We start from the raw sequence: 18,344 nt of genomic DNA on the forward strand, positions 1-18,344 counted from the left end.
AGCGCGGCTCAGGGATGGCTGAAGATTCCCTCAAGCCCCGGCTCGGCGGGACGTTCCTGCGTGATCGGCACGCGGTCGGCGAGTAGGGTCGCGGGGTGGGGGAGGGATCCCGCGCGCCCACCTAGGACGAACAGCCGATGACCTCAGCACTGGACTTCACCACCCCGCTCACCAACCGGGGCCCCCGCCTGTCGGATCTCGCCTTCGAGCGGATCGCCGATGCGATCGTCACGGGCGTGCTGGCGCCGGGCGAGGTGCTGCGCGACCACGCGCTGGCCCAGCAGCTCGGCGTCTCCCGCATGCCTGTCCGTGAGGCGCTGCAGCGCCTCGAGCGGGCGGGCCTCGTCGAGACCGCCGCGAGCCGCTACACCCGTGTCACGGTGTTCACACCCGCGCGCATCGCGGCCGGCATCGAGTACTCCGGCCTGCTCTACGGCTCGGCGATGCGGCTCGCCGTGACCCGGATGACCGACGAGCAGCAGTCGCGTGCGGTCGCGCTGCTCGACGAGCTGGCCGGCGAGGAGACCGCGACGGGCTGCCTCACGGTCATGAGCGCGCTCTACGACCTCGCGCTCACCGCCTCGGACAACGAGGTGCTGCAGCGGCGCAGCGACGTCGCGTACATGATCGCCCGCATCGCGCATGCGCTCCCGGGCGAGGACGTCGTGCGGCCGATCCAGCGCGAGCGCCCGCACCTGCGCGATGCGCTCGACGCACGCGACGCCGATGCGGCCGAGAACGCGGTGCGCCGCATCCACGGCATCGCCTGATCCGCGACCGTCAGGATGTGACGGTGACCGTCATCCCGTCGGAGCCGCCCGCCTCGCTCCAGTCGCGCGGCGCTGAGTGGGCGCCACCCCGAGCAGGAAGGCGCCGACGTCGCCGCCCGACGGCTGCATGTCAGGCCCCGCTCCTCGCTGCCGCCTTCGCCGCGCGCTTGAACTCGCGCACCTTCGCGAGTGTCTCGGGGCTGGTGATGTCTGCGACCGACCGGAACGAGCCGTCCTCGCCGTAAGGGCCGGCCGCCTCGCGCCATCCCGCGCCGTCGTAGCCGTACTGCTTGCCGAGCAGCGCCAGGAAGATCCGCGCCTTCTGGTCGCCGAAGCCGGGCAGGGCCTTGAGGCGCGAGAGCACCTCCCTGCCGTCCGGATCCCCCTGCGTCCAGATCGCGGCGGCGTCGCCGCCCCAGTCGTCCACGATCGTCTGGCACAGCGTGCGCACCCGGTCGGCCATCGAGCCGGGGAAGCGGTGCACGGCGGGGGTCTGGCGGAACGCCTCGGTGAAGGACTCGGGGTCGTAGCCGGCGATCTCGCGCGCGTCGACGGATCCGATCCGCTGCCGGATCTTCTCGGGTCCCGTGAACGCCGTCTCCATCGCGATCTGCTGGTCGAGCAGCATGCCGATCAGGAGCGCGAGGGGGTTCTCGGTGAGGAGCGCGTCGGCGGCCTCGTCGCCGGTGATCGTCAGAGCCATGACTCCATCCTCGCAGAGCGTCATGCCGGGGATCGGGGTGCCTCCGGACGCTGGCGGACATCCCCGCCACGCGGCACGGGCGTCAGGACGAGGCGATGTCGACGACGGGGCAGGATGCGGTAGGCGCGGCGGGAGCCGGCTCCGCGGTCGTGTCCGCCGGACGCGCGTCGACGCCGAACAGCGTCTCGATCGCGGCGAAGACCTCGTCCGCACGACCCTGCATCGCGTAGTCGTTCGCGCGTACGGTGGGCGTGTGCAGCAGCCGCCCCACGAGGTGGCGCAGCGCCGCCTCCGACTCGGGGTGGCGCGCGATCTCGTCCTCCAGCAGCGTGAACGCGTGCTGACGCAGCGCGACGATCGCGGGCTGTGCGCTGCGGCTGCGACGCACGTCGGCGAAGCGCGCGGCGGCGTCCTGCACCATGGCGCGGGCGGCCTCCGTCGCCTGCAGCTCCTCGAGCGGCGCGTGCAGGCGGATGGTCTCGAGGTCGAGCAGCGTCACGCCCGGCACCTCGCCGACCGCCGGGTCGACGTTGCGCGGCATGCCGAGGTCGATGACGAACAGCGGCTTCTCGCGGCCGGCGACCATCGGGGGCTTCACGACGGGGTCGTCGCTCGTCGTGCAGGTGATGACGATGTCGCTGGCGTTCGCGGTCTCGATCACATCCGTGCGCGTGACGTGCGCGATCCCGTACTTCTCGCCGAACATCTTGCCGCGGCCCGAGCCGGAGTGGACGGTGATGTCGGTGACGCCGCGGTCGCGCAGCGCCGCGATCGTCGCGGCCGCATACATCCCGGTGCCGATCAGCAGCACCTTCTGCGTCGTCCAGTCGGCGAGCCGGCTGTCGGTCAGTTCGAGCGCGAGACGCACGAGCGACCGGCCGGCGCGGCCGAGGGCCGTGGCGTTCTTGATCGCCTTCTGCGTCTCGGTGGCGCGCTGGAACATCCGCTCCAGGTCGCTCGTGGTGGTCCCCTGGTGGCGCGCGTCGGTGAGAGCGCGGCGCACCTGGCCGCCGATCTCGCCCTCGCCGATCACGACGGACTCGAGGCCGGACGCCACGGCGAACAGGTGCTCGGCCGCCTTCGCATCCGTCTTGACGGCGTAGGCGCCGGCGAACTGCTCTGCGCTCAGGCCCGACGCCGAGCGCATGGCGTCGGCGATGACCTCGGCGCTGTCCGCGCTGTCGGTCTCGACGTAGGCCTCGACGCGGTTGCAGGTCGACAGCACGACGACGCCGTCGACCTCGGGCGCGATGAGCGGCGCGATCCGGTCGGCTCCGGGTGCGGAGAGCTGCTCGAGCACGTCGAACGTCGCAGTCTTATGACTCGCGGTGACACACAGCAGCACACAGCGATTCTACGCGTCGTCGAAACCGGCGGCTGAATCCGGGCTGGACGGGGCCGCCCGATGATTCGACGTCGAGCGAGATGCCCGCGGGAACCGCGGTCTCGCTCCCCCCAGGCGACGCCCGAACTCCACGAGGCAAGATGGATCCATGCCTTCTGCTGACGCGCCGCTGCTGCGAGCCCTTCGGGGGGAACGTCCCGAGACCACCCCGATCTGGTTCATGCGGCAGGCCGGCCGCTCGCTTCCCGAGTACCGCGAGCTGCGCGTCGGCACCCGCATGCTCGACGCGTGCCTGACGCCCGACCTCGCCGCCGAGATCACGCTGCAGCCGGTGCGCCGACACGGCGTCGATGCGGGCATCTTCTTCAGCGACATCGTCGTGCCGCTGCGCCTCGCGGGCATCGAGGTCGAGATCGAGCCCGGCCGCGGCCCCGTGTTCGCCTCGCCCATCCGCACCGCGGAGGACGTCGCCCGGGTCACCGCGATCGACCCGGCCGAGGTGGCGGCGGCCGCCGAGCCCGTGCGCGAAGCCGTGCGGTTGACGGTCGCCGAGCTCGACGGGAGCGGCACGCCGCTCATCGGCTTCGCCGGCGCCCCCTTCACGCTGGCGGCCTACCTGGTCGAGGGCGGCCCGTCCAAGGAGCACCTGCGGGCCCGCGCGATGATGCAGGCCGATCCCGACGCGTGGCACCGCCTCGCGGGCTGGCTGTCCGGCGTCTCGCGCGCCTTCCTGCAGGCGCAGATCGAGGCCGGCGCCGCCGCGGTGCAGCTGTTCGACTCGTGGGCGGGCTCGCTGAACCCGGAGGTCTTCCGCCGCTTCGTCGCGCCGCATTCGAAGGCGGCCGTGCAGGACCTGCCGGTGCCGGTCATCCACTTCGGCGTGGGGACGGGCCCCTTCCTCGGCGACATGCGCCTGGACGGCGTCGCGTCGGCCGTGGGCGTCGACTGGCGCCTGCCGCTGGACGAGGCGGCGGCGGTCGTCGGACAGGACACGACGCTGCAGGGGAACATCGACCCCGCGCTGCTCGGAGCGCCGTGGGAGGTGCTCGAGGCGCACGTCCGCGACGTCGTCGAGCGCGGCCGCGCGGCCAGGGCGCACATCGTCAACCTCGGCCACGGCGTTCCTCCCGAGACCGATCCGGCCGTCCTGACCCGCGTGGTCGAGCTCGTCCACTCCCTGTAAGCGATGACGGACGACCTCGGGAAGCTGTTCGCGCACGCGCACGGCACGCGCGCCGCGGTGATCGGCGGCGGCGTCGCGGGCCTGATCGCGGCGCGCGAGTTCGCCAAGGTGGGCATGACGGTCACGGTTCTGGAGGCCTCCGGCCGGCTGGGCGGGGCGATCCGCGCGGGGGAGGTCGACGGCATCCCGCTCGATCTCGGCGCCGAGAGCTTCGCCACGCGCGGCGGTCACGTGCGCACGCTGATCGACGAGCTCGGGCTCGCGGACGCAGTGGTCGAGCCGAACCGCGCCGGCGCCTGGATCGCCGGTCTCCCCGGAGGCAAGGCCGCGCCGCTGCCCAAGGGCGGGATCCTCGGCATCCCCGCCAACCCCTTCGCCGACGACGTACGCCGGGTGATCGGCTGGGGCGGCGCGTGGCGCGCGTACCTCGACCGCCTGCGGCCGCCGCTGACGATCGGTCACGAGCGGAGTCTCGGCCGCCTGGTCCGCTCGCGTCTGGGGTCGGCCGTGCTCGACCGGCTCGTCGCCCCCGTCACGAGCGGCGTCTACTCCGCGCGCCCCGACGACATCGATCCCGACATCGCCGCCCCGGGGCTGAACGCCGCGCTCACGCGGGCGGGCTCGCTCACCGGCGCGGTCGCCGAGCTGTCGGCACCGCGCGAGGGACGCGCACCGGGCTCGGCCGTGCTCGGCCTCGACGGCGGGATGGGCCGGCTCGTCGACGCGCTCGCCGCGGCGCTGCGCGCGCAGGGCGTCGAGCTGCGCACCGGCTTCCCGGTCGACGCGATCGAGCGCACCGCCGACGGATGGCGCATCCTCTCCGCCGAGGAGAGCGCGGACGCGGACGTCGTGGTCGTCGCGACGGAGGAGGGCCCCGCGCGGCGCCTGCTCGCGCCGCACGTCGAAAGCCTCGCGGCCGAGCCGGCCGTCCCCGGCCCGGTCGTCCACGTCGTCACCCTCGTCCTCGCGGCGCCCTCGCTCGACGCGGCCCCGCGCGGCACGGGCGTGCTCACCGTGCCCGGATCGTTCCGCGCCAAGGCGCTGACGCACGCGACCGCCAAGTGGGGCTGGATCGCCGAGCGTGCCGGATCCGGCCGCCACGTCGTGCGCGTCTCGTTCGGCTCCCAGGGCGAGCCGCCCGTGACCGACGGGATGTCGGACGAGCAGATCGCGGCGCTCGCGGTCGAGGAGGCGAGCGCGATGCTCGGCGTCCCGCTGACGCGCTCGCGGCTGCGCGGCTTCGCGATCGAGCGCTACGCGCAGTCGCAGCCCGCGGCGACGATCGGTCTGCGCGAGGCGACGGAGCGCACGCGCACCGCCATCCGCGCGGTTCCCGCGCTCGGCGCGGTCGGCGCCTGGCTCGCCGGGACGGGCCTCGCTCAGGTCGTGCCGGACGCGCGCGACGAGGCGGATCGCGTCCGCCGCGGGGCGCTCTTCGGCTGAGCCGCGCGTCACCCGCTTTTACCGGCTGACGCGGCCGATCGCAACCGGATGCCGGATCCGGCATACGCCGCTACTCTCGAACGTGCAGCACGAGAACGACGACGTGAGGAGAACCCATGCGGGGCAAGTTGGGACTCGTGATCGGCCTCGGTGCGGGCTACGTGCTCGGCACACGCGCAGGCCGTGAGCGCTACGAGCAGATCAAGACGCAGGCTCTCAAGGTCTGGAACATGGACCCTGTGCAGGAGCAGGTGGGCAAGGCGAAGCAGTTCGCGACGTCGAGCGCCATGGCCCTTCCCCGCGCCGCCTGGAACGGCGCCGTCGGCGTCGTCAAGGCCGTGAACAAGCAGGGCACGCCGGGGAGCAAGCTCGACGCCGCGCTGGGCGCCACCAAGGACGCCGCGGACGACGTGAAGAAGGCGGGCGAGACGGACGTCACGAAGGTGGCTGACACGAAATGACCACGCAGCAGCCCCGCCCGGACGGCTGGGCCTCGCCCGTGCGCGACCGCGCCGACGACGGGCTGTTCACGCTCATCGGCGACGTGCCGCAGCTGGTCAAGAACCTGATCGTCGCGGAGTTCAACGCGATCAAGGGCTGGCTCGGCAAGACCGCGAAGGACGCGGGCATCGGCACCGGCATGATGTTCATCGCGCTGTTCTTCATCGCGTGGGTCGTGCCGATGTTCCTCGTCTTCCTCACGGCGCTGCTGTCGCTGTGGCTTCCCGTGTGGGCGGCCGCGCTGATCGTGATGGGCGTGGGCATCCTGCTGGCGGTCGCGGCAGGCCTCGTCGGCCTGGTCTTCTACCGACGCATCGGCAAGCGCGAGAATCCCATGGAGGCCGCGAAGGCCGACGTGCAGATCGTGAAGGAGGCCGCGAGTGAGTACTGACGCCGTCCGCTACACAAGCTCGACGCCCGCTGCGGCGGTGTCCAAGACCGTGGTGCCGAGCGGCATCACCGATCCGGTCGAGCACGCCCGCGCCGAGCTGAAGGCCGCGCTCGCCGCGATCGAGCACAAGGCGAACCTGCCCGCACGGGCCTCGGAGAAGATCGAGGCCGGCACCGTGCAGGCCCGCGCGTTCGCCGAGCGGGAGCCGGTGGCGGCGCTCGTCGCGGCGGTGGGCGTCGCGGTCGCGGTGGGAACCGCGATCTGGGGCATCGCCCGACTCGTCGCACGCTGAGCCGCGCACGCGCCGACGGCTCCCCCGGGTCTGCGCCCGGAGGGAGCCGTTCGCTGTGCCCGGGAAGTGAGACACCGTCGTGATCTGCCGCGTTTTGCCTCCGCGGGCCCGAGGGGGAGGATGGAGACATGGCTGACCCGCACCATGCTGCATCCGACGCGTCCGCTGAGCCCGGGATCTCCGGAGACAACTACAGCCTGTGGGCCGTCTGGCGGCGAGACCCCGCACGTCCCGTCGGCGAGGCCGACGCGATCGAGTTGGAGAACATCGTGTCGTTCCTGGCGGACGGCGGTGTGACCGTCCGCGGCTTCTACGACGTCAGCGGACTGCGCGCCGACGCCGACCTGATGGTCTGGCTGCACGGCCCGGTCGCCCAGGACCTGCAGCGCGCCGTGCGGCGCCTGCGCCGCACCGACCTGCTCGCCCCGCTGCTGCCGACGTGGAACGCCATGGCGGTGCACCGGGATGCGGAGTTCAACAAGCGCCACGTGCCGGGCTATCTGCGCGGCATCGCGGCGAAGCAGTGGCTCACCGTCTACCCGTTCGTGCGCAGCTACGAGTGGTACCTGCTCCCGGAGGAGGAGCGCAGCGCGATGCTGCGCGACCACGGCGTGAAGGGCGCGGCCTTCCGCGGCGTCACGGCCAACACCATGGCGTCGTTCGCACTCGGCGACTACGAGTGGATGCTGCCGATGGAGGCCGACGAGCTGACGGACCTCGTCGACATGATGCGCGAGCTGCGCTACACCGAGGCGCGCCGCCACGTGCGCGAGGAGGTGCCGTTCTTCACCGGCCGCCGCGTCGACATCTCCGAGATCGCCGAGATCCTGCAGTGACCTCCATCGCGGCCGACGCGCCGATCCGGCTGGGCACCCGTCGCAGCGCCCTCGCGATGACCCAGTCGGGTCACGTCGCCCGCGCGCTCGAGGAGGTCTCCGGCCGCACCGTCGAGCTCGTGCAGATCGTGTCCGAGGGCGACACGAACCGCGGATCCCTCTCGCAGCTGGGCGGCACGGGCGTGTTCGCGACGCGGCTGCGCGAGGCGCTCGCGGCGGGCGAGTGCGACCTGCTCGTGCACTCGCTCAAGGACCTGCCGACCGCACAGCCCGACGGATTCGTGATCGCCGCGACGCCCGTGCGCGCCGACGCACGCGACGTCATCCTGACGCGCGACGGCACGCCGCTCGAGCGGCTGCCGGCCGGATCACTCGTCGGCACCGGGTCGCCGCGCCGGATCGCGCAGGCCCTGCGTGCGCACCCGCAGCTCGAGATCCACGACCTGCGCGGCAACGTCGACTCGCGCATGCAGCGCGTGGTGGACGGCGAGCTGTCGGCGATCGTGCTGGCCGCCGCCGGGCTCGACCGGCTCGGGCCCGAGACGCCGCTGCAGTACGAGCACCGCGACCTGGACGCGTGGCCCACCGCGGCGGGGCAGGGTGCGCTCGCGGTGGAGACCCGGGCGGACGCCGATCCGGATCTCCTCGCCGCGCTCGCGCGCCTGGACGACCCGCGCACGCGCTTCGCCGTGACGGTGGAGCGCGCCGTGCTCGCCGGCATCGAGGCCGGATGTCACGCTCCCGTGGGCGTGCACGCGAGGTTCGAGGGCGACGAGGTGCACGTGCGCGCCGCCGTGTACGGGGTCGCGGGCGAGCGGATCGTCGAGGAGGAGCTGATTCTGGCCGTGTCGGCCGACACGCCCGGACAGGGGTATATTCGTCGGCAGGGCAGCGGCAACGGTGCGGGTGCTGCCGATGGCGTGGATCAGATCGACCACGCACGCGATATCGGATCCGGTATCGCGCGTCGGCTGCTCGAACGTGGGGCGGCCGACCTCGTATCCCGAGAGTCACCCTCATGAACACAGCTTCCACACATCGTCCGGAGAAGCCTCTGACCGGTTGGCGCGTCCTCGTGCCCCGCGGGGGTCCCTGGGGCGACGCGGTCGCGGCCACGCTGCGGTCGCAGGGCGCCGTTCCGGTGATCGCTCCGCTGATCAACTTCGCCCCGACAGACGACTCGGCGACGCTCGAGGCCGCGCTCGCGGACCTCGCGGCCGGACGCTTCGACTGGGTCACGGTGACGAGCGCCACGACGGTCGACGTGCTGTACGCGTACGACGCGAAGATCCCGGAGGCGACGAAGGTCGCGGCGGTCGGCGAGACCACCGCCGCCGCGCTGAGCGCGATGGGCTATCGCGTCGACCTGGTCCCCGAGAGCGACAACTCGGCCGCCGGGATGGCGCGCCAGATGAACGGCCTCGAGCCGGAGCCGCGACGCATCCTCACGCTGCGCAGCGAGATCGCCAAGCCCGTGCTCACCGAGATGCTGATCGATGCGGGACATGACGTGCGCAGCGTCGTCGCCTACCGCACGGTGGGCGTCCCGGCGAAGGACACGGTCATCCGCGATGTGGTGACCGGCCGGATCAACGCGATCCTCGTGACGTCCGGATCCGTCGCCGAGCAGGTGCGCGAGCAGTTCCCGCACATCGCGGATCGCACGGTCATCGCCGCCATCGGGCCGCGCACGGCCTATGACGCCGAGCAGATCGGCCTGCCGATCCAGCTCATCGCGCCCGAGCAGACGATCGACTCGCTGATCGCCGCGCTCGAGAGCATCCCGGTGCCCGAGCCGTCGCCCGAGGCGCTCGCGATCCCGGCGACCGGGCCCGTCACGACCGGCTCCATCCGCGTCGACCCCGCACCGACCGGGGTGATCGAGACCGTCGCCGACAATCGGCAGGAGTCGTCTCGATGAGCTTCCCCACCCACCGCCCGCGCCGGCTGCGTCAGTCGCCCGCGGTGCGCAGGCTGGTGCGCGAGACCCACCTGGTGCCGTCGCAGCTCGTGCTGCCGATGTTCGTGCGCGAGGGCATCTCCGAACCCTCGGCCATCTCCTCCATGCCGGGGGTGCAGCAGCACACGCTCGACTCGCTGCGGCGCGCCGCCACGGCGGCGGCGGAGGCCGGCGTCGGCGGCGTCATGCTGTTCGGCGTGCCGGCAACGCGCGATGCGACCGGTTCCGGCGCGGACGACCCGCGCGGCATCCTGAACGTCGCGACGGAGGCCGTCACGGCCGAGGTGGGCGACGCCCTCGTCGTGCAGACCGACCTGTGCCTGGACGAGTTCACCGACCACGGGCACTGCGGCGTGCTCCGCGCGGACGGCGCGGTCGACAACGACGCCACGCTCGAGCGCTACGCCTCGATGGGCGTGGCCCAGGCGCGGGCCGGATCCACGCTGCTCGGCCTGTCCGGCATGATGGACGGCCAGGTCGCCGCGGTGCGCGACGCGCTCGATGCCGAGGGCTTCACCGACACGCTGATCCTGGCGTACTCGGCGAAGTACGCCGGCGCGTTCTACGGCCCGTTCCGCGAGGCCGTCGACTCGCAGCTGAAGGGCGACCGCCGCACCTACCAGCTGGATCCCGGCAACGGCCGCGAGGGCGTGAAGGAGGCCCTGCTCGACGTCGAGGAGGGCGCCGACATCGTCATGGTGAAGCCGGCGCTGCCGTACCTCGACGTGCTCGCCGACGTGCGCGCGTCGGTCGACGTCCCGGTGTGGGCCTACCAGGTCTCCGGCGAGTACTCGATGATCGAGGCCGCGAGCGCGAACGGCTGGATCGACCGGCGCGGCGCCATCCTGGAGTCGCTGCTGGGCATCCGCCGCGCGGGCGCGGACGCGATCCTGACCTACTGGGCGGTCGACGCCGCCGGCTGGCTGCGCGCGGAGCTGTAGGCCCTCCCGGTCCGCGAGACCTCACGCGCGCCACGAGACATCGCCGCTCGGTGATGACTCGTGCGGTGGGTGAGATCTCGCTTCGCGGTGAGGTCTTGCGGGCGACCGCCCGACGCCCGCCACACGACGGGATGATCCACCTCCGCGCGGCGCGGGCACAGGCGGCGCGCGAGAGAATGGGTGCATGCGCGATCGCAACGACGACCTGTTCGCCCACGCCCGGGAAGTGATCCCCGGAGGCGTGAACTCGCCCGTGCGGGCGTACGGATCCGTCGGCGGGACGCCGCGGTTCGTGCAGTCGGCGCGAGGCGCGCACGTCACCGACGCGGCGGGGCGCGAGTACGTCGACCTCGTCGCCTCGTGGGGACCCGCGCTGCTCGGGCACGCGCATCCGGAGGTCGTCGAGGCGGTGCGCGACGCCGCCACGCGCGGGCTGTCGTTCGGCGCGCCGACGGAGGCCGAGGTCGAGCTCGCGGATCTCGTGACCGACCGCGTGACCGCCGGCGGTCTGAAGCCCGTCGAGCAGGTGCGCCTGGTGTCGACCGGCACCGAGGCGACCATGACGGCCATCCGGCTCGCACGCGGCGTCACGGGCCGCGACCTGCTGATCAAGTTCGACGGCAACTACCACGGCCACTCGGACGGGCTGCTGGCGGCGGCCGGATCCGGCCTGGCGACGCTCGCGCTGCCGGGCACGGCGGGCGTGCCGGCGCCGATCGCGGCGCAGACGCTCGTCGCCCCCTACGGCGACCTCGAGGCCGTGCGCGCGATCTTCGCCGAGCGCGGCGACCAGATCGCCGCGATCATCGTGGAGGCCGCGCCCGCGAACATGGGCGTCGTGCGCCCGCAGGACGGCTACAACGCGGGGCTCGCGGCGATCGCCCACGAGCACGGCGCGCTGCTGATCCTCGACGAGGTGCTCACGGGCTTCCGCGTGGGGCCGGCCGGATACTGGGGCCTGCAGGTCGAGGCGGGCGAGCGGTACGAGCCCGACATCATCACGTTCGGCAAGGTCATCGGCGGCGGCATGCCGCTGGCTGCGCTCGGCGGCAAGGCGGCCGTCATGGAGCAGCTCGCCCCGGTCGGGCCCGTCTACCAGGCGGGCACCCTGTCGGGGAACCCGCTCTCCGTCGCCGCGGGGATCGCGACGCTGCGCCTCGCCACGCCCGACGTCTACGCGACGGTCGACGCGGCCGCCGACCGGGTCGCTCTCGAGGTGTCGGCGGCTCTCGCGGCCGAGGGCGTCGAGCACGCGATCTCGCGGGCCGGCAGCCTGTTCAATCCCGTGTTCGCGCCCGAAGCGCCGCGCGACTACCCCGCCGCGAAGGCGCAGGAGGCGTTCCGCTACCGCCCGTTCTTCCACGCCATGCTGGACGCGGGCGTGGCGCTGCCGCCCAGCGTGTTCGAGGCGTGGTTCCTCACGGCCGCGCACGACGACGACGCGCTGGCGCGCATCGCCGACGCGCTGCCCGCGGCCGCCCGCGCGGCGGCGCTGGCGCAGGGCTGAGCCCGGACCGGCGACCGTACGACCCGAGGCATGAACATGCCCGGGTAGACTCGATGGACACCCTTCCCGCCCGCTGAGCCGCCGCTTACGCCCGACGAGCCAGAGGAGACGCCCATGCTGCTTCTCCTTCTTTCGTTCGCCACCGGGTCCCTGCTGCTGACGCTCCTGACGAAGCCGCTCGGCGCGCGGGTGTTCTACGTCGCGGCGCTGTTCCCGCTCGCGGCGCTCGTGCACGCCGTGTGGATGAGCGGCCGTGTGCTCGAGGGGGACATCCCGTTCGAGGCATACGAGTGGATCCGCCCGCTCGGCATCGAGATCTCGATGCGCATGGACACGCTCGGCTGGGTCATGGCGCTCATCGTCAGCGGGGTCGGCGCGCTCGTGATGATGTACTGCCGCTGGTACTTCCGCGGCAAGACCGAGGGCGTCGGGCGCTTCTCGAGCGTGCTGCTCGCGTTCGCCGGCGCCATGTACGGCGTGGTGCTGACCGACGACATCGTGATGCTCGTGATGTTCTGGGAGATCACGAGCATCCTGTCGTACCTGCTGATCGGGCACTACCACCTGCGTGCGGGAAGCCGGCGCGCGGCCCTGCAGGCGCTGCTCGTCACGACCCTCGGCGGGCTCGTGATGCTGATCGGCGTGGTGATCCTCGCGGTCGAGGCCGACACCACGAGCCTCAGCGGCATCCTGGAGCACGCGCCGAGCGGACCGCTCGTGAACGTCGCGCTCGTGCTGCTGCTCGTCGGTGCGCTCAGCAAATCCGCGATCTTCCCGTTCCACTTCTGGCTGCCGGGTGCGATGGCCGCGCCCACGCCCGTGAGCGCGTACCTGCACGCCGCCGCGATGGTGAAGGCGGGCATCTACCTGCTCGCGCGCTTCGCGCCGGTCTTCGCGGAGTCGGATCCCTGGCGCCCCGTGATCGTGATCCTCGGCGTCTTCACGATGCTGCTCGGCGGGGTGCAGGCGTTGCGCGAGAGCGACCTGAAGCGCATCCTCGCGTTCGGCACGGTGAGCCAGCTCGGCTTCATCTCCGTCGTCATCGGCTACGGCACGCGCGACGCGGCGCTCGCCGGTCTCGCGCTCGTGCTCGCCCACGCGCTGTTCAAGTCGACGCTGTTCCTGGTGGTCGGCGTGATCGACCGCCAGCTCTCCACGCGCGACATCGACGAGCTGTCGGGCCTCGGCCGGCAGGCGCCGGTCATGGCCGTGATCTCCTTCGTCGCGATCGCCTCCATGGCGGGGCTGCCGCCCACGCTGGGCTTCGTGGCGAAGGAGGGTGCGCTGACCGCGTTCCTGGACGCGTCCGGAGCGGGCGACGGATGGGGCGTGCTCGCGCTCGTCGGGATCGTCGTCGGCTCCATGCTCACGGTGGCATACGGCGGCCGGTTCCTGTGGGGCGCCTTCTGGACCAAGCGCGCCGCGGACGGTTCCGTGCGCGGCCGCACCGAGTGGCCCGACCCGCCCATCGGCTTCCTCGGCGTGCCGCTCGTGCTCTCCGCGCTCGGCCTCGCGGGCGGCCTCGTCGCCCCGCTGCTCGACACCGTGATCGCGCCGTACGCCGACACCGCGGCGGGCATCGCGCCCGTCGCCGCGCACGAGGGCCACCTGGCGCTGTGGCACGGCCTCAACTTCGCGCTGCTGCTGTCGGCCGTCACGCTCGCGGGCGGCGCGGCCATCCTGTGGATCGCGCGTGCGACGGGATGGGACGCGAGCGGCCGCGTCGTGCGCTTCGGCGCGGCCGACATGTACTACGCGGTCACGCGCGGTGTCGACAGGCTGTCTGTCGCGGTGACCTCGCTGACCCAGCGCGGCTCCCTGCCGATCTACGTCGCGACGATCTTCGTCGTGCTGGTGGCGAGCGAGGGCGTCGCGCTGCTCGCCTCGCCGGGCTGGCGCGTGGAGCTCGACGCATGGCAGCACCCGGCCCAGCTCGCGGCGGCGCCGGTCATGATCGCCGCCGGCGTGATCGCGGTCCGCGCGCGCAAGCGCTACACGGGCGTGGTGCTCGCGGCCGTCACGGGGCTCGGCATGGTCACGCTCTTCGCCGTGGTCGGTGCGCCGGACCTCGCCCTCACGCAGGTGCTCGTCGAGACCGTCACGCTCGTCGCCTTCGCCCTCGTGCTGCGTCGCCTGCCGTCCCGCATGGGCGCGCACAACGGCACGGCCGCCCCCGTGCTGCGGGCCGTGCTCGCCGCCGCGGTCGGCATCACGATGGCCGTGCTCGTCGTGATCGCGTCGAGCGCGCGCATCCACTCGTCGGTCTCGGAGGGCTGGGAGGAGCTCGCGTACGAGATCGGGCACGGCAAGAACGTCGTGAACGTCGCCCTCGTCGACCTGCGCGGCTGGGACACGATGGGCGAGCTGTCGGTGCTGATCCTCGCGGCCACGGGCGTCGCGTCGCTCGTGTTCGTGACCGACCGCAAGGACACCCTCCAGCGTCTGACGCGCGGCCTCAGCGGCGTCGGCCGCCCGTCGCGCAGCCAGCGGCTCGGCGCCCCGCGTCGCCCGCTCGTCGAGACCACGGGCGGCATCGAGGTGCAGAACGCGGGCAACCGCGAGCAGCCGCGCGCGTGGCTCGTCGGCGGGCAGAAGCTCAGCGCGGAGTCCCGCTCGATCATCCTCGAGGTGATCGTGCGGATCCTGTTCCACACGATCATCGTGGTGTCGATCTACCTGCTCTTCGCGGGTCACAACCTGCCCGGCGGCGGCTTCGCGGGCGGCCTCGTCGCGGGCATGGCGCTCGTGATGCGCTACGTCGCGGGCGGCAGGTACGAACTCGGCGTCGCGGCCCCGACCGACGCCGGATGGCTGCTCGGCACCGGCATGCTCCTCGCGGTGGGCACGACCCTGCTGCCGCTCGTGTTCGGCTTCGACCCGCTCACGCGCGCGGTGCTGGAGGCCGATCTGCCGCTCGTCGGGCACATCGAGTTCGTGACGTCGACGATCTTCGACGTCGGCGTGTACCTCGTGGTGATCGGACTCGTGCTCGATGTGCTGCGCAGCCTCGGCGCCGAGGTGGACAGGCAGAGCAAGGGCGACGAGACGCCCTGGCGGGCGAGCGCGCCGCGCGAGGAGGGGATCCGATGAGCGTCTCCCTCACCCTCGTGATCGTGATGGCCGTGCTGTACGCCGCCGGCGTCTATGCGATGCTCGAACGCAGCCTGACGCGCGTGCTGATCGGCTTCCTGCTGCTCGGCAACGCCACCAACCTGCTGCTGATGATCGTGATGGGGTACCCGGGCGTCGCGCCCTTCGCGGGCGAGGCCGAGTACGCGGGGGAGCGCGGGCCGCGCAGCGATCCGCTGCCGCAGGCGCTCATGCTCACGGCGATCGTGATCACGTTCGCGGTCAGCGCCTTCCTGCTCGCGCTGATCTACCGCTCGTGGCAGCTCGGCCAGGCCGACACGGTCGAGGACGACACCGAGGACCTGTCGCTGCGCGCCCGCGCGGCCGAGGCCGAGCGCGCGCTCTCCGAGGGCGAGGGCGACGACGCCACGACCGACTTCATCGACGCGGTCGCGGCGCCCCTGCGTGCGCTCGACGGCGCCGACGGGCTCGGGCTGCTGCCCGACGCGCCCGTGGACAGGCCGCGACCCGGGACCGGATGGCGCGACGCGTCCGATCCGCAATCCGGATCGGAACCGGGATCCCCCTCCGAACCGGGATCCGCAACCGGGCCAGGGTCCGCATCCCGACCGGAAGCCGCGACCGGATCCGACGACCAGAGCACCGAGGAAGAGGGGGACCGATCATGACCCCGAGCCTCCTCGTGCCGCTCGTCGTGGGGCTGCCGCTCATCGGCGCCGCGGTCACGCTGGTCGCGGGACACCGTCGGCGCCTGCAGGTCGGCGTGTCGATCAGCACGCTCGCGCTGACGTTCGCCCTCGCGGTCGCGATGTTCGTGATCGTCGACGCGGGCACGCCGCTCGCCGTAACGGTGGCCGGCTGGCCGCTGCCGTTCGGCATCGTCCTGTACGTCGATCGGCTCGCGGCGCTGCTCGTCGCGGTCTCGAGCGTCGTGCTGCTCGCGGTCCTGCTGTTCTCGGTCGGCCAGGGAGCGGCGGACGGGGACGACGACACCCCCGTGTCGATCTTCCACCCGACGTACCTGATCCTGGCCGCCGGCATCTTCGACGCGTTCATCGCGGGCGACCTGTTCAACCTCTACGTCGGCTTCGAGATGCTGCTCGTGGCGTCGTACGTGCTGATCACGCTCGGCAGCACCGAGTCGCGCATCCGCACGGGCGTCGTGTACATCGTCGTGTCGCTGGTGTCGTCGATCCTCTTCCTCTCGGCCGTCGCGGTGATCTACGGCGCCCTCGGCACGGTGAACATGGCGCAGATCGCCGAGCGGATGAGCGAGCTGCCCGACAACGTGCAGCTCGTGCTGCACCTGCTGCTGCTCGTCGCCTTCAGCGTGAAGGCGGCCGTGTTCCCGCTGTCGTTCTGGCTGCCCGACTCGTATCCGACGGCCCCCGCCCCCGTCACGGCCGTGTTCGCGGGCCTGCTGACGAAGGTCGGCGTGTACGCGCTGATCCGCACCGAGACGCAGCTGTTCCCGGACAACGACATCAACGTGCTGCTGCTCGTCGTGGCGCTCGCGACGATGATCGTCGGCGTGCTGGGCGCCGTCGCCCAAGCCGAGCTCAAGCGCATCCTGTCCTTCACGCTCGTGAGCCACGTGGGCTACATGGTCTTCGGCCTCGCGATCGTGACCGAGGCCGCCATCGGCGCGACGATCTACTACATGGTCCACCACATCGTGGTGCAGACGACGCTCTTCCTCGCGGTGGGGCTCATCGAGCGGCGCGCCGGAAGCACGTCCATCTTGAAGGTGAAGGGACTGTTCGGGGCCGCGCCGCTGATCGCCGCGCTGTACCTCATCCCGGCCCTGAACCTCGGCGGGCTGCCGCCCTTCTCCGGCTTCATCGGCAAGTTCGCGCTGTTCGACGCGGCGGCCCAGGTGGGCACGCCGCTGATGTACACCCTGATCGCGGGCGGCATCGTGACGTCGCTGCTCACGCTGTACGCCCTCATGCGCGCGTGGAACCTCTCGTTCTGGCGCGAGGAGGACGACTCGATCGAGACCGAGGCGCGCATCCAGCACCTGGGTGCCGCGCCGGCGGCCGACGAGGTCAGCGAGCGGCGCGTGATCCCGCGCATCATGACCGCCGCGACGATGGGGATGGTCGCGGTCTCGGTCGGGCTGACGGTGTTCGCGGGGCCGCTCTACGAGATCTGCGACCGGATCGGATCGGCGCTGCTCGAGCCCGTCTCGCTCATCGACCTCGGCCAGGTGGAGGAGTCGTCATGACCCCCGACCGCCGATCCGCCCTGCTCCGATTCTGGAACCAGCTGCCGTTCTTCCTGTGGCTCGTCGTGCTCTGGATGATGCTGTGGGGCCAGTTCACGGTGCTCGCCGCGGTCACGGGCGTGGCCGTCGCGGTGGGCGTCACGAAGGTGTTCCACCTGCCCACGGCGGAGCTGTCGGGCCGCATCAACCTCTGGTACGGCCTCGTGTTCGTGCTGCTGTTCCTCGGCGAACTGGTCCGCGGCGCGGTCACGGTCGCGTGGCAGGCGCTCCGTCCCGGCGCCACGACCTCCGGCGTCATCGCCGTGCAGCTGCGCACCGACGCCGACCTGATCATGAGCCACGTCGCCGTGACGTCGTCGCTCATCCCCGGATCGCTCATCATCGAGGCCGACCGCGAGCGGCGCATCCTCTACCTGCACGTGCTCGGCATCCGCGATCAGGCCGACGCCGACAGACAGCGCCGCCACGTGCTGGTGTGGGAGGAGCGCATCGTGCGCGCGGTCGGCTCGCGCACGGAGCTCGCCGCGCTGAAGAGCCCGCGGACGGAGGCGGCGCGATGACCATCGAGACCGTCCTGATCGGCGTGATCCTCGTCGCGTTCGCGATCGCCGCCGTGCTCACGATCGTCCGGATCGTGGTGGGCCCGTCGATCCTCGATCGCGCGGTCGCGAGCGACGTGCTGCTGACCGAGGTGCTGTGCATCCTGGGCGCCGAGATGGTGGTCAACCAGCACACCCGGTCGATCCCCATCATGCTGATCATCGCGGCGGTGGGCGTCTTCGGATCCATCGCGGTCGCCCGCTTCGTCGCGCGGAAGGATCAGTGATGGTTCTCGACGTCGTCGCCCTCGTCCTCGTGCTGATCGGCGCGCTGCTGTGCGTGATCGCCGGCATCGGCCTGCTGCGCTTCCGCGACGTGCCGTCCCGCCTGCACGCCGCGACGAAGCCGCAGGTGCTGGGGCTGCTGCTGATCGCCGTCGCGGTGGCGCTGTCGCTGCGGTCGTGGACGGTCGTCGCCTCGCTCGTGCCCGTGGTGCTGATCCAGCTCGCGACCGCGCCGCTCGGCGCGCACATGGTCGGCCGGCAGGCCTACCGCAACGGCACGATCGACGAGGCGAGCCTCGTCGTGGACGAGCTGCGCGACGCGGAGCGCTGA

Annotated in this window: 19 protein-coding genes; 17 read left to right on the forward strand and 2 right to left on the reverse strand. The window is 72.3% G+C overall.

Features of this window, described 5'->3' with window-relative positions; translation table 11 throughout:
• Positions 1-137 precede the first annotated feature (137 nt).
• Entirely contained in the window at positions 138-770 is a 633-nt protein-coding gene (locus BJP60_RS00390) for a GntR family transcriptional regulator (protein ID WP_203136842.1), read from the forward strand.
• A gap of 130 nt (positions 771-900) precedes the next feature.
• On the opposite strand, the gene BJP60_RS00395 is transcribed toward BJP60_RS00390, so the two are convergent.
• Together BJP60_RS00395 and BJP60_RS00400 are read right to left on the reverse strand one after the other, a co-directional pair.
• Entirely contained in the window at positions 901-1,473 is a 573-nt protein-coding gene (locus BJP60_RS00395) for an HhH-GPD-type base excision DNA repair protein (protein ID WP_203136844.1), read from the reverse strand.
• An 82-nt stretch (positions 1,474-1,555) separates the two neighbouring features.
• On the reverse strand, positions 1,556-2,818 hold the full coding sequence (locus BJP60_RS00400) for a glutamyl-tRNA reductase (protein WP_203136845.1): 1,263 nt from the start codon (positions 2,816-2,818) through the stop codon (positions 1,556-1,558).
• A gap of 148 nt (positions 2,819-2,966) precedes the next feature.
• Between BJP60_RS00400 and hemE the strand changes: the two genes are divergently transcribed.
• The 16 genes from hemE to mnhG all read left to right on the forward strand — a co-directional run bounded on the left by hemE (position 2,967) and on the right by mnhG (position 18,344).
• Positions 2,967-4,001 carry a uroporphyrinogen decarboxylase gene (gene hemE / locus BJP60_RS00405; RefSeq protein ID WP_203136846.1) on the forward strand — a complete coding sequence of 345 codons (1,035 nt, stop codon included), beginning with the start codon at positions 2,967-2,969 and terminating at the stop codon, positions 3,999-4,001.
• 3 nt (positions 4,002-4,004) lie between these two features.
• Positions 4,005-5,444, forward strand: coding sequence for a protoporphyrinogen oxidase (gene hemG / locus BJP60_RS00410; protein WP_203136847.1), 1,440 nt, complete (start codon positions 4,005-4,007; stop codon positions 5,442-5,444).
• 116 nt (positions 5,445-5,560) lie between these two features.
• Positions 5,561-5,905 (forward strand): hypothetical protein, encoded by a 345-nt coding sequence (locus BJP60_RS00415; protein WP_203136848.1) that lies wholly within the window; start codon positions 5,561-5,563, stop codon positions 5,903-5,905.
• Positions 5,902-6,336: a phage holin family protein gene (locus BJP60_RS00420; protein WP_203136849.1), complete on the forward strand. Its 435-nt coding sequence runs from the start codon at positions 5,902-5,904 to the stop codon at positions 6,334-6,336. Before BJP60_RS00415 ends, BJP60_RS00420 begins: the two co-directional genes overlap by 4 nt.
• The gene (locus BJP60_RS00425; RefSeq protein WP_203136850.1) at positions 6,326-6,628 is read left to right on the forward strand and encodes a hypothetical protein; all 303 of its coding nucleotides are present in this window, start codon (positions 6,326-6,328) and stop codon (positions 6,626-6,628) included. Before BJP60_RS00420 ends, BJP60_RS00425 begins: the two co-directional genes overlap by 11 nt.
• A gap of 128 nt (positions 6,629-6,756) precedes the next feature.
• On the forward strand, positions 6,757-7,464 hold the full coding sequence (hemQ, locus tag BJP60_RS00430) for a hydrogen peroxide-dependent heme synthase (protein ID WP_203136851.1): 708 nt from the start codon (positions 6,757-6,759) through the stop codon (positions 7,462-7,464).
• Positions 7,461-8,486 (forward strand): hydroxymethylbilane synthase, encoded by a 1,026-nt coding sequence (gene hemC / locus BJP60_RS00435; protein WP_238439476.1) that lies wholly within the window; start codon positions 7,461-7,463, stop codon positions 8,484-8,486. The genes hemQ and hemC overlap by 4 nt, the downstream gene beginning before the upstream one ends.
• Positions 8,483-9,385 carry a uroporphyrinogen-III synthase gene (locus BJP60_RS00440; protein ID WP_203136852.1) on the forward strand — a complete coding sequence of 301 codons (903 nt, stop codon included), beginning with the start codon at positions 8,483-8,485 and terminating at the stop codon, positions 9,383-9,385. The genes hemC and BJP60_RS00440 overlap by 4 nt, the downstream gene beginning before the upstream one ends.
• Complete coding sequence (hemB, locus tag BJP60_RS00445; RefSeq protein ID WP_203136853.1) at positions 9,382-10,365, forward strand: porphobilinogen synthase; 984 nt, start codon at positions 9,382-9,384, stop codon at positions 10,363-10,365. Before BJP60_RS00440 ends, hemB begins: the two co-directional genes overlap by 4 nt.
• Before the next feature lie 184 nt (positions 10,366-10,549).
• Positions 10,550-11,872, forward strand: coding sequence for a glutamate-1-semialdehyde 2,1-aminomutase (hemL, locus tag BJP60_RS00450; RefSeq protein WP_203136854.1), 1,323 nt, complete (start codon positions 10,550-10,552; stop codon positions 11,870-11,872).
• A 114-nt stretch (positions 11,873-11,986) separates the two neighbouring features.
• Entirely contained in the window at positions 11,987-14,962 is a 2,976-nt protein-coding gene (locus tag BJP60_RS00455) for a Na+/H+ antiporter subunit A (protein WP_203136856.1), read from the forward strand.
• Entirely contained in the window at positions 14,959-15,630 is a 672-nt protein-coding gene (locus BJP60_RS00460; RefSeq protein WP_203136858.1) for a Na(+)/H(+) antiporter subunit C, read from the forward strand. Before BJP60_RS00455 ends, BJP60_RS00460 begins: the two co-directional genes overlap by 4 nt.
• A complete protein-coding gene (locus BJP60_RS00465) occupies positions 15,627-17,189 on the forward strand; it encodes a Na+/H+ antiporter subunit D (RefSeq protein WP_203136859.1) in 1,563 nt (520 codons plus the stop codon). Before BJP60_RS00460 ends, BJP60_RS00465 begins: the two co-directional genes overlap by 4 nt.
• Positions 17,186-17,749, forward strand: coding sequence for a Na+/H+ antiporter subunit E (locus tag BJP60_RS00470; protein ID WP_203136860.1), 564 nt, complete (start codon positions 17,186-17,188; stop codon positions 17,747-17,749). The genes BJP60_RS00465 and BJP60_RS00470 overlap by 4 nt, the downstream gene beginning before the upstream one ends.
• Positions 17,746-18,015, forward strand: a complete 270-nt coding sequence (locus tag BJP60_RS00475; protein ID WP_203136861.1) for a monovalent cation/H+ antiporter complex subunit F — start codon at positions 17,746-17,748, stop codon at positions 18,013-18,015. The genes BJP60_RS00470 and BJP60_RS00475 overlap by 4 nt, the downstream gene beginning before the upstream one ends.
• Positions 18,015-18,344, forward strand: coding sequence for a monovalent cation/H(+) antiporter subunit G (mnhG, locus tag BJP60_RS00480; protein ID WP_203136862.1), 330 nt, complete (start codon positions 18,015-18,017; stop codon positions 18,342-18,344). Before BJP60_RS00475 ends, mnhG begins: the two co-directional genes overlap by 1 nt.

Source organism: Microbacterium sp. JZ31 (assembly GCF_016805985.1).
Classification (GTDB): Bacteria; Actinomycetota; Actinomycetes; order Actinomycetales; family Microbacteriaceae; genus Microbacterium.

Bases quoted from the DNA above. Each gene is read 5' to 3' on its own strand.
- hemG (WP_203136847.1), top strand. From the start codon at position 4,005: ATGACGGACGACCTCGGGAAGCTGTTCGCGCACGCGCACGGCACGCGC.
- BJP60_RS00475 (WP_203136861.1), top strand. From the start codon at position 17,746: ATGACCATCGAGACCGTCCTGATCGGCGTGATCCTCGTCGCGTTCGCG.
- BJP60_RS00420 (WP_203136849.1), top strand. From the start codon at position 5,902: ATGACCACGCAGCAGCCCCGCCCGGACGGCTGGGCCTCGCCCGTGCGC.
- BJP60_RS00460 (WP_203136858.1), top strand. From the start codon at position 14,959: ATGAGCGTCTCCCTCACCCTCGTGATCGTGATGGCCGTGCTGTACGCC.
- mnhG (WP_203136862.1), top strand. From the start codon at position 18,015: ATGGTTCTCGACGTCGTCGCCCTCGTCCTCGTGCTGATCGGCGCGCTG.
- BJP60_RS00395 (WP_203136844.1), bottom strand. From the start codon at position 1,473: ATGGCTCTGACGATCACCGGCGACGAGGCCGCCGACGCGCTCCTCACC.
- BJP60_RS00470 (WP_203136860.1), top strand. From the start codon at position 17,186: ATGACCCCCGACCGCCGATCCGCCCTGCTCCGATTCTGGAACCAGCTG.
- hemL (WP_203136854.1), top strand. From the start codon at position 10,550: ATGCGCGATCGCAACGACGACCTGTTCGCCCACGCCCGGGAAGTGATC.
- hemQ (WP_203136851.1), top strand. From the start codon at position 6,757: ATGGCTGACCCGCACCATGCTGCATCCGACGCGTCCGCTGAGCCCGGG.
- hemB (WP_203136853.1), top strand. From the start codon at position 9,382: ATGAGCTTCCCCACCCACCGCCCGCGCCGGCTGCGTCAGTCGCCCGCG.
- BJP60_RS00415 (WP_203136848.1), top strand. From the start codon at position 5,561: ATGCGGGGCAAGTTGGGACTCGTGATCGGCCTCGGTGCGGGCTACGTG.
- BJP60_RS00455 (WP_203136856.1), top strand. From the start codon at position 11,987: ATGCTGCTTCTCCTTCTTTCGTTCGCCACCGGGTCCCTGCTGCTGACG.
- BJP60_RS00440 (WP_203136852.1), top strand. From the start codon at position 8,483: ATGAACACAGCTTCCACACATCGTCCGGAGAAGCCTCTGACCGGTTGG.
- hemE (WP_203136846.1), top strand. From the start codon at position 2,967: ATGCCTTCTGCTGACGCGCCGCTGCTGCGAGCCCTTCGGGGGGAACGT.
- BJP60_RS00465 (WP_203136859.1), top strand. From the start codon at position 15,627: ATGACCCCGAGCCTCCTCGTGCCGCTCGTCGTGGGGCTGCCGCTCATC.
- BJP60_RS00390 (WP_203136842.1), top strand. From the start codon at position 138: ATGACCTCAGCACTGGACTTCACCACCCCGCTCACCAACCGGGGCCCC.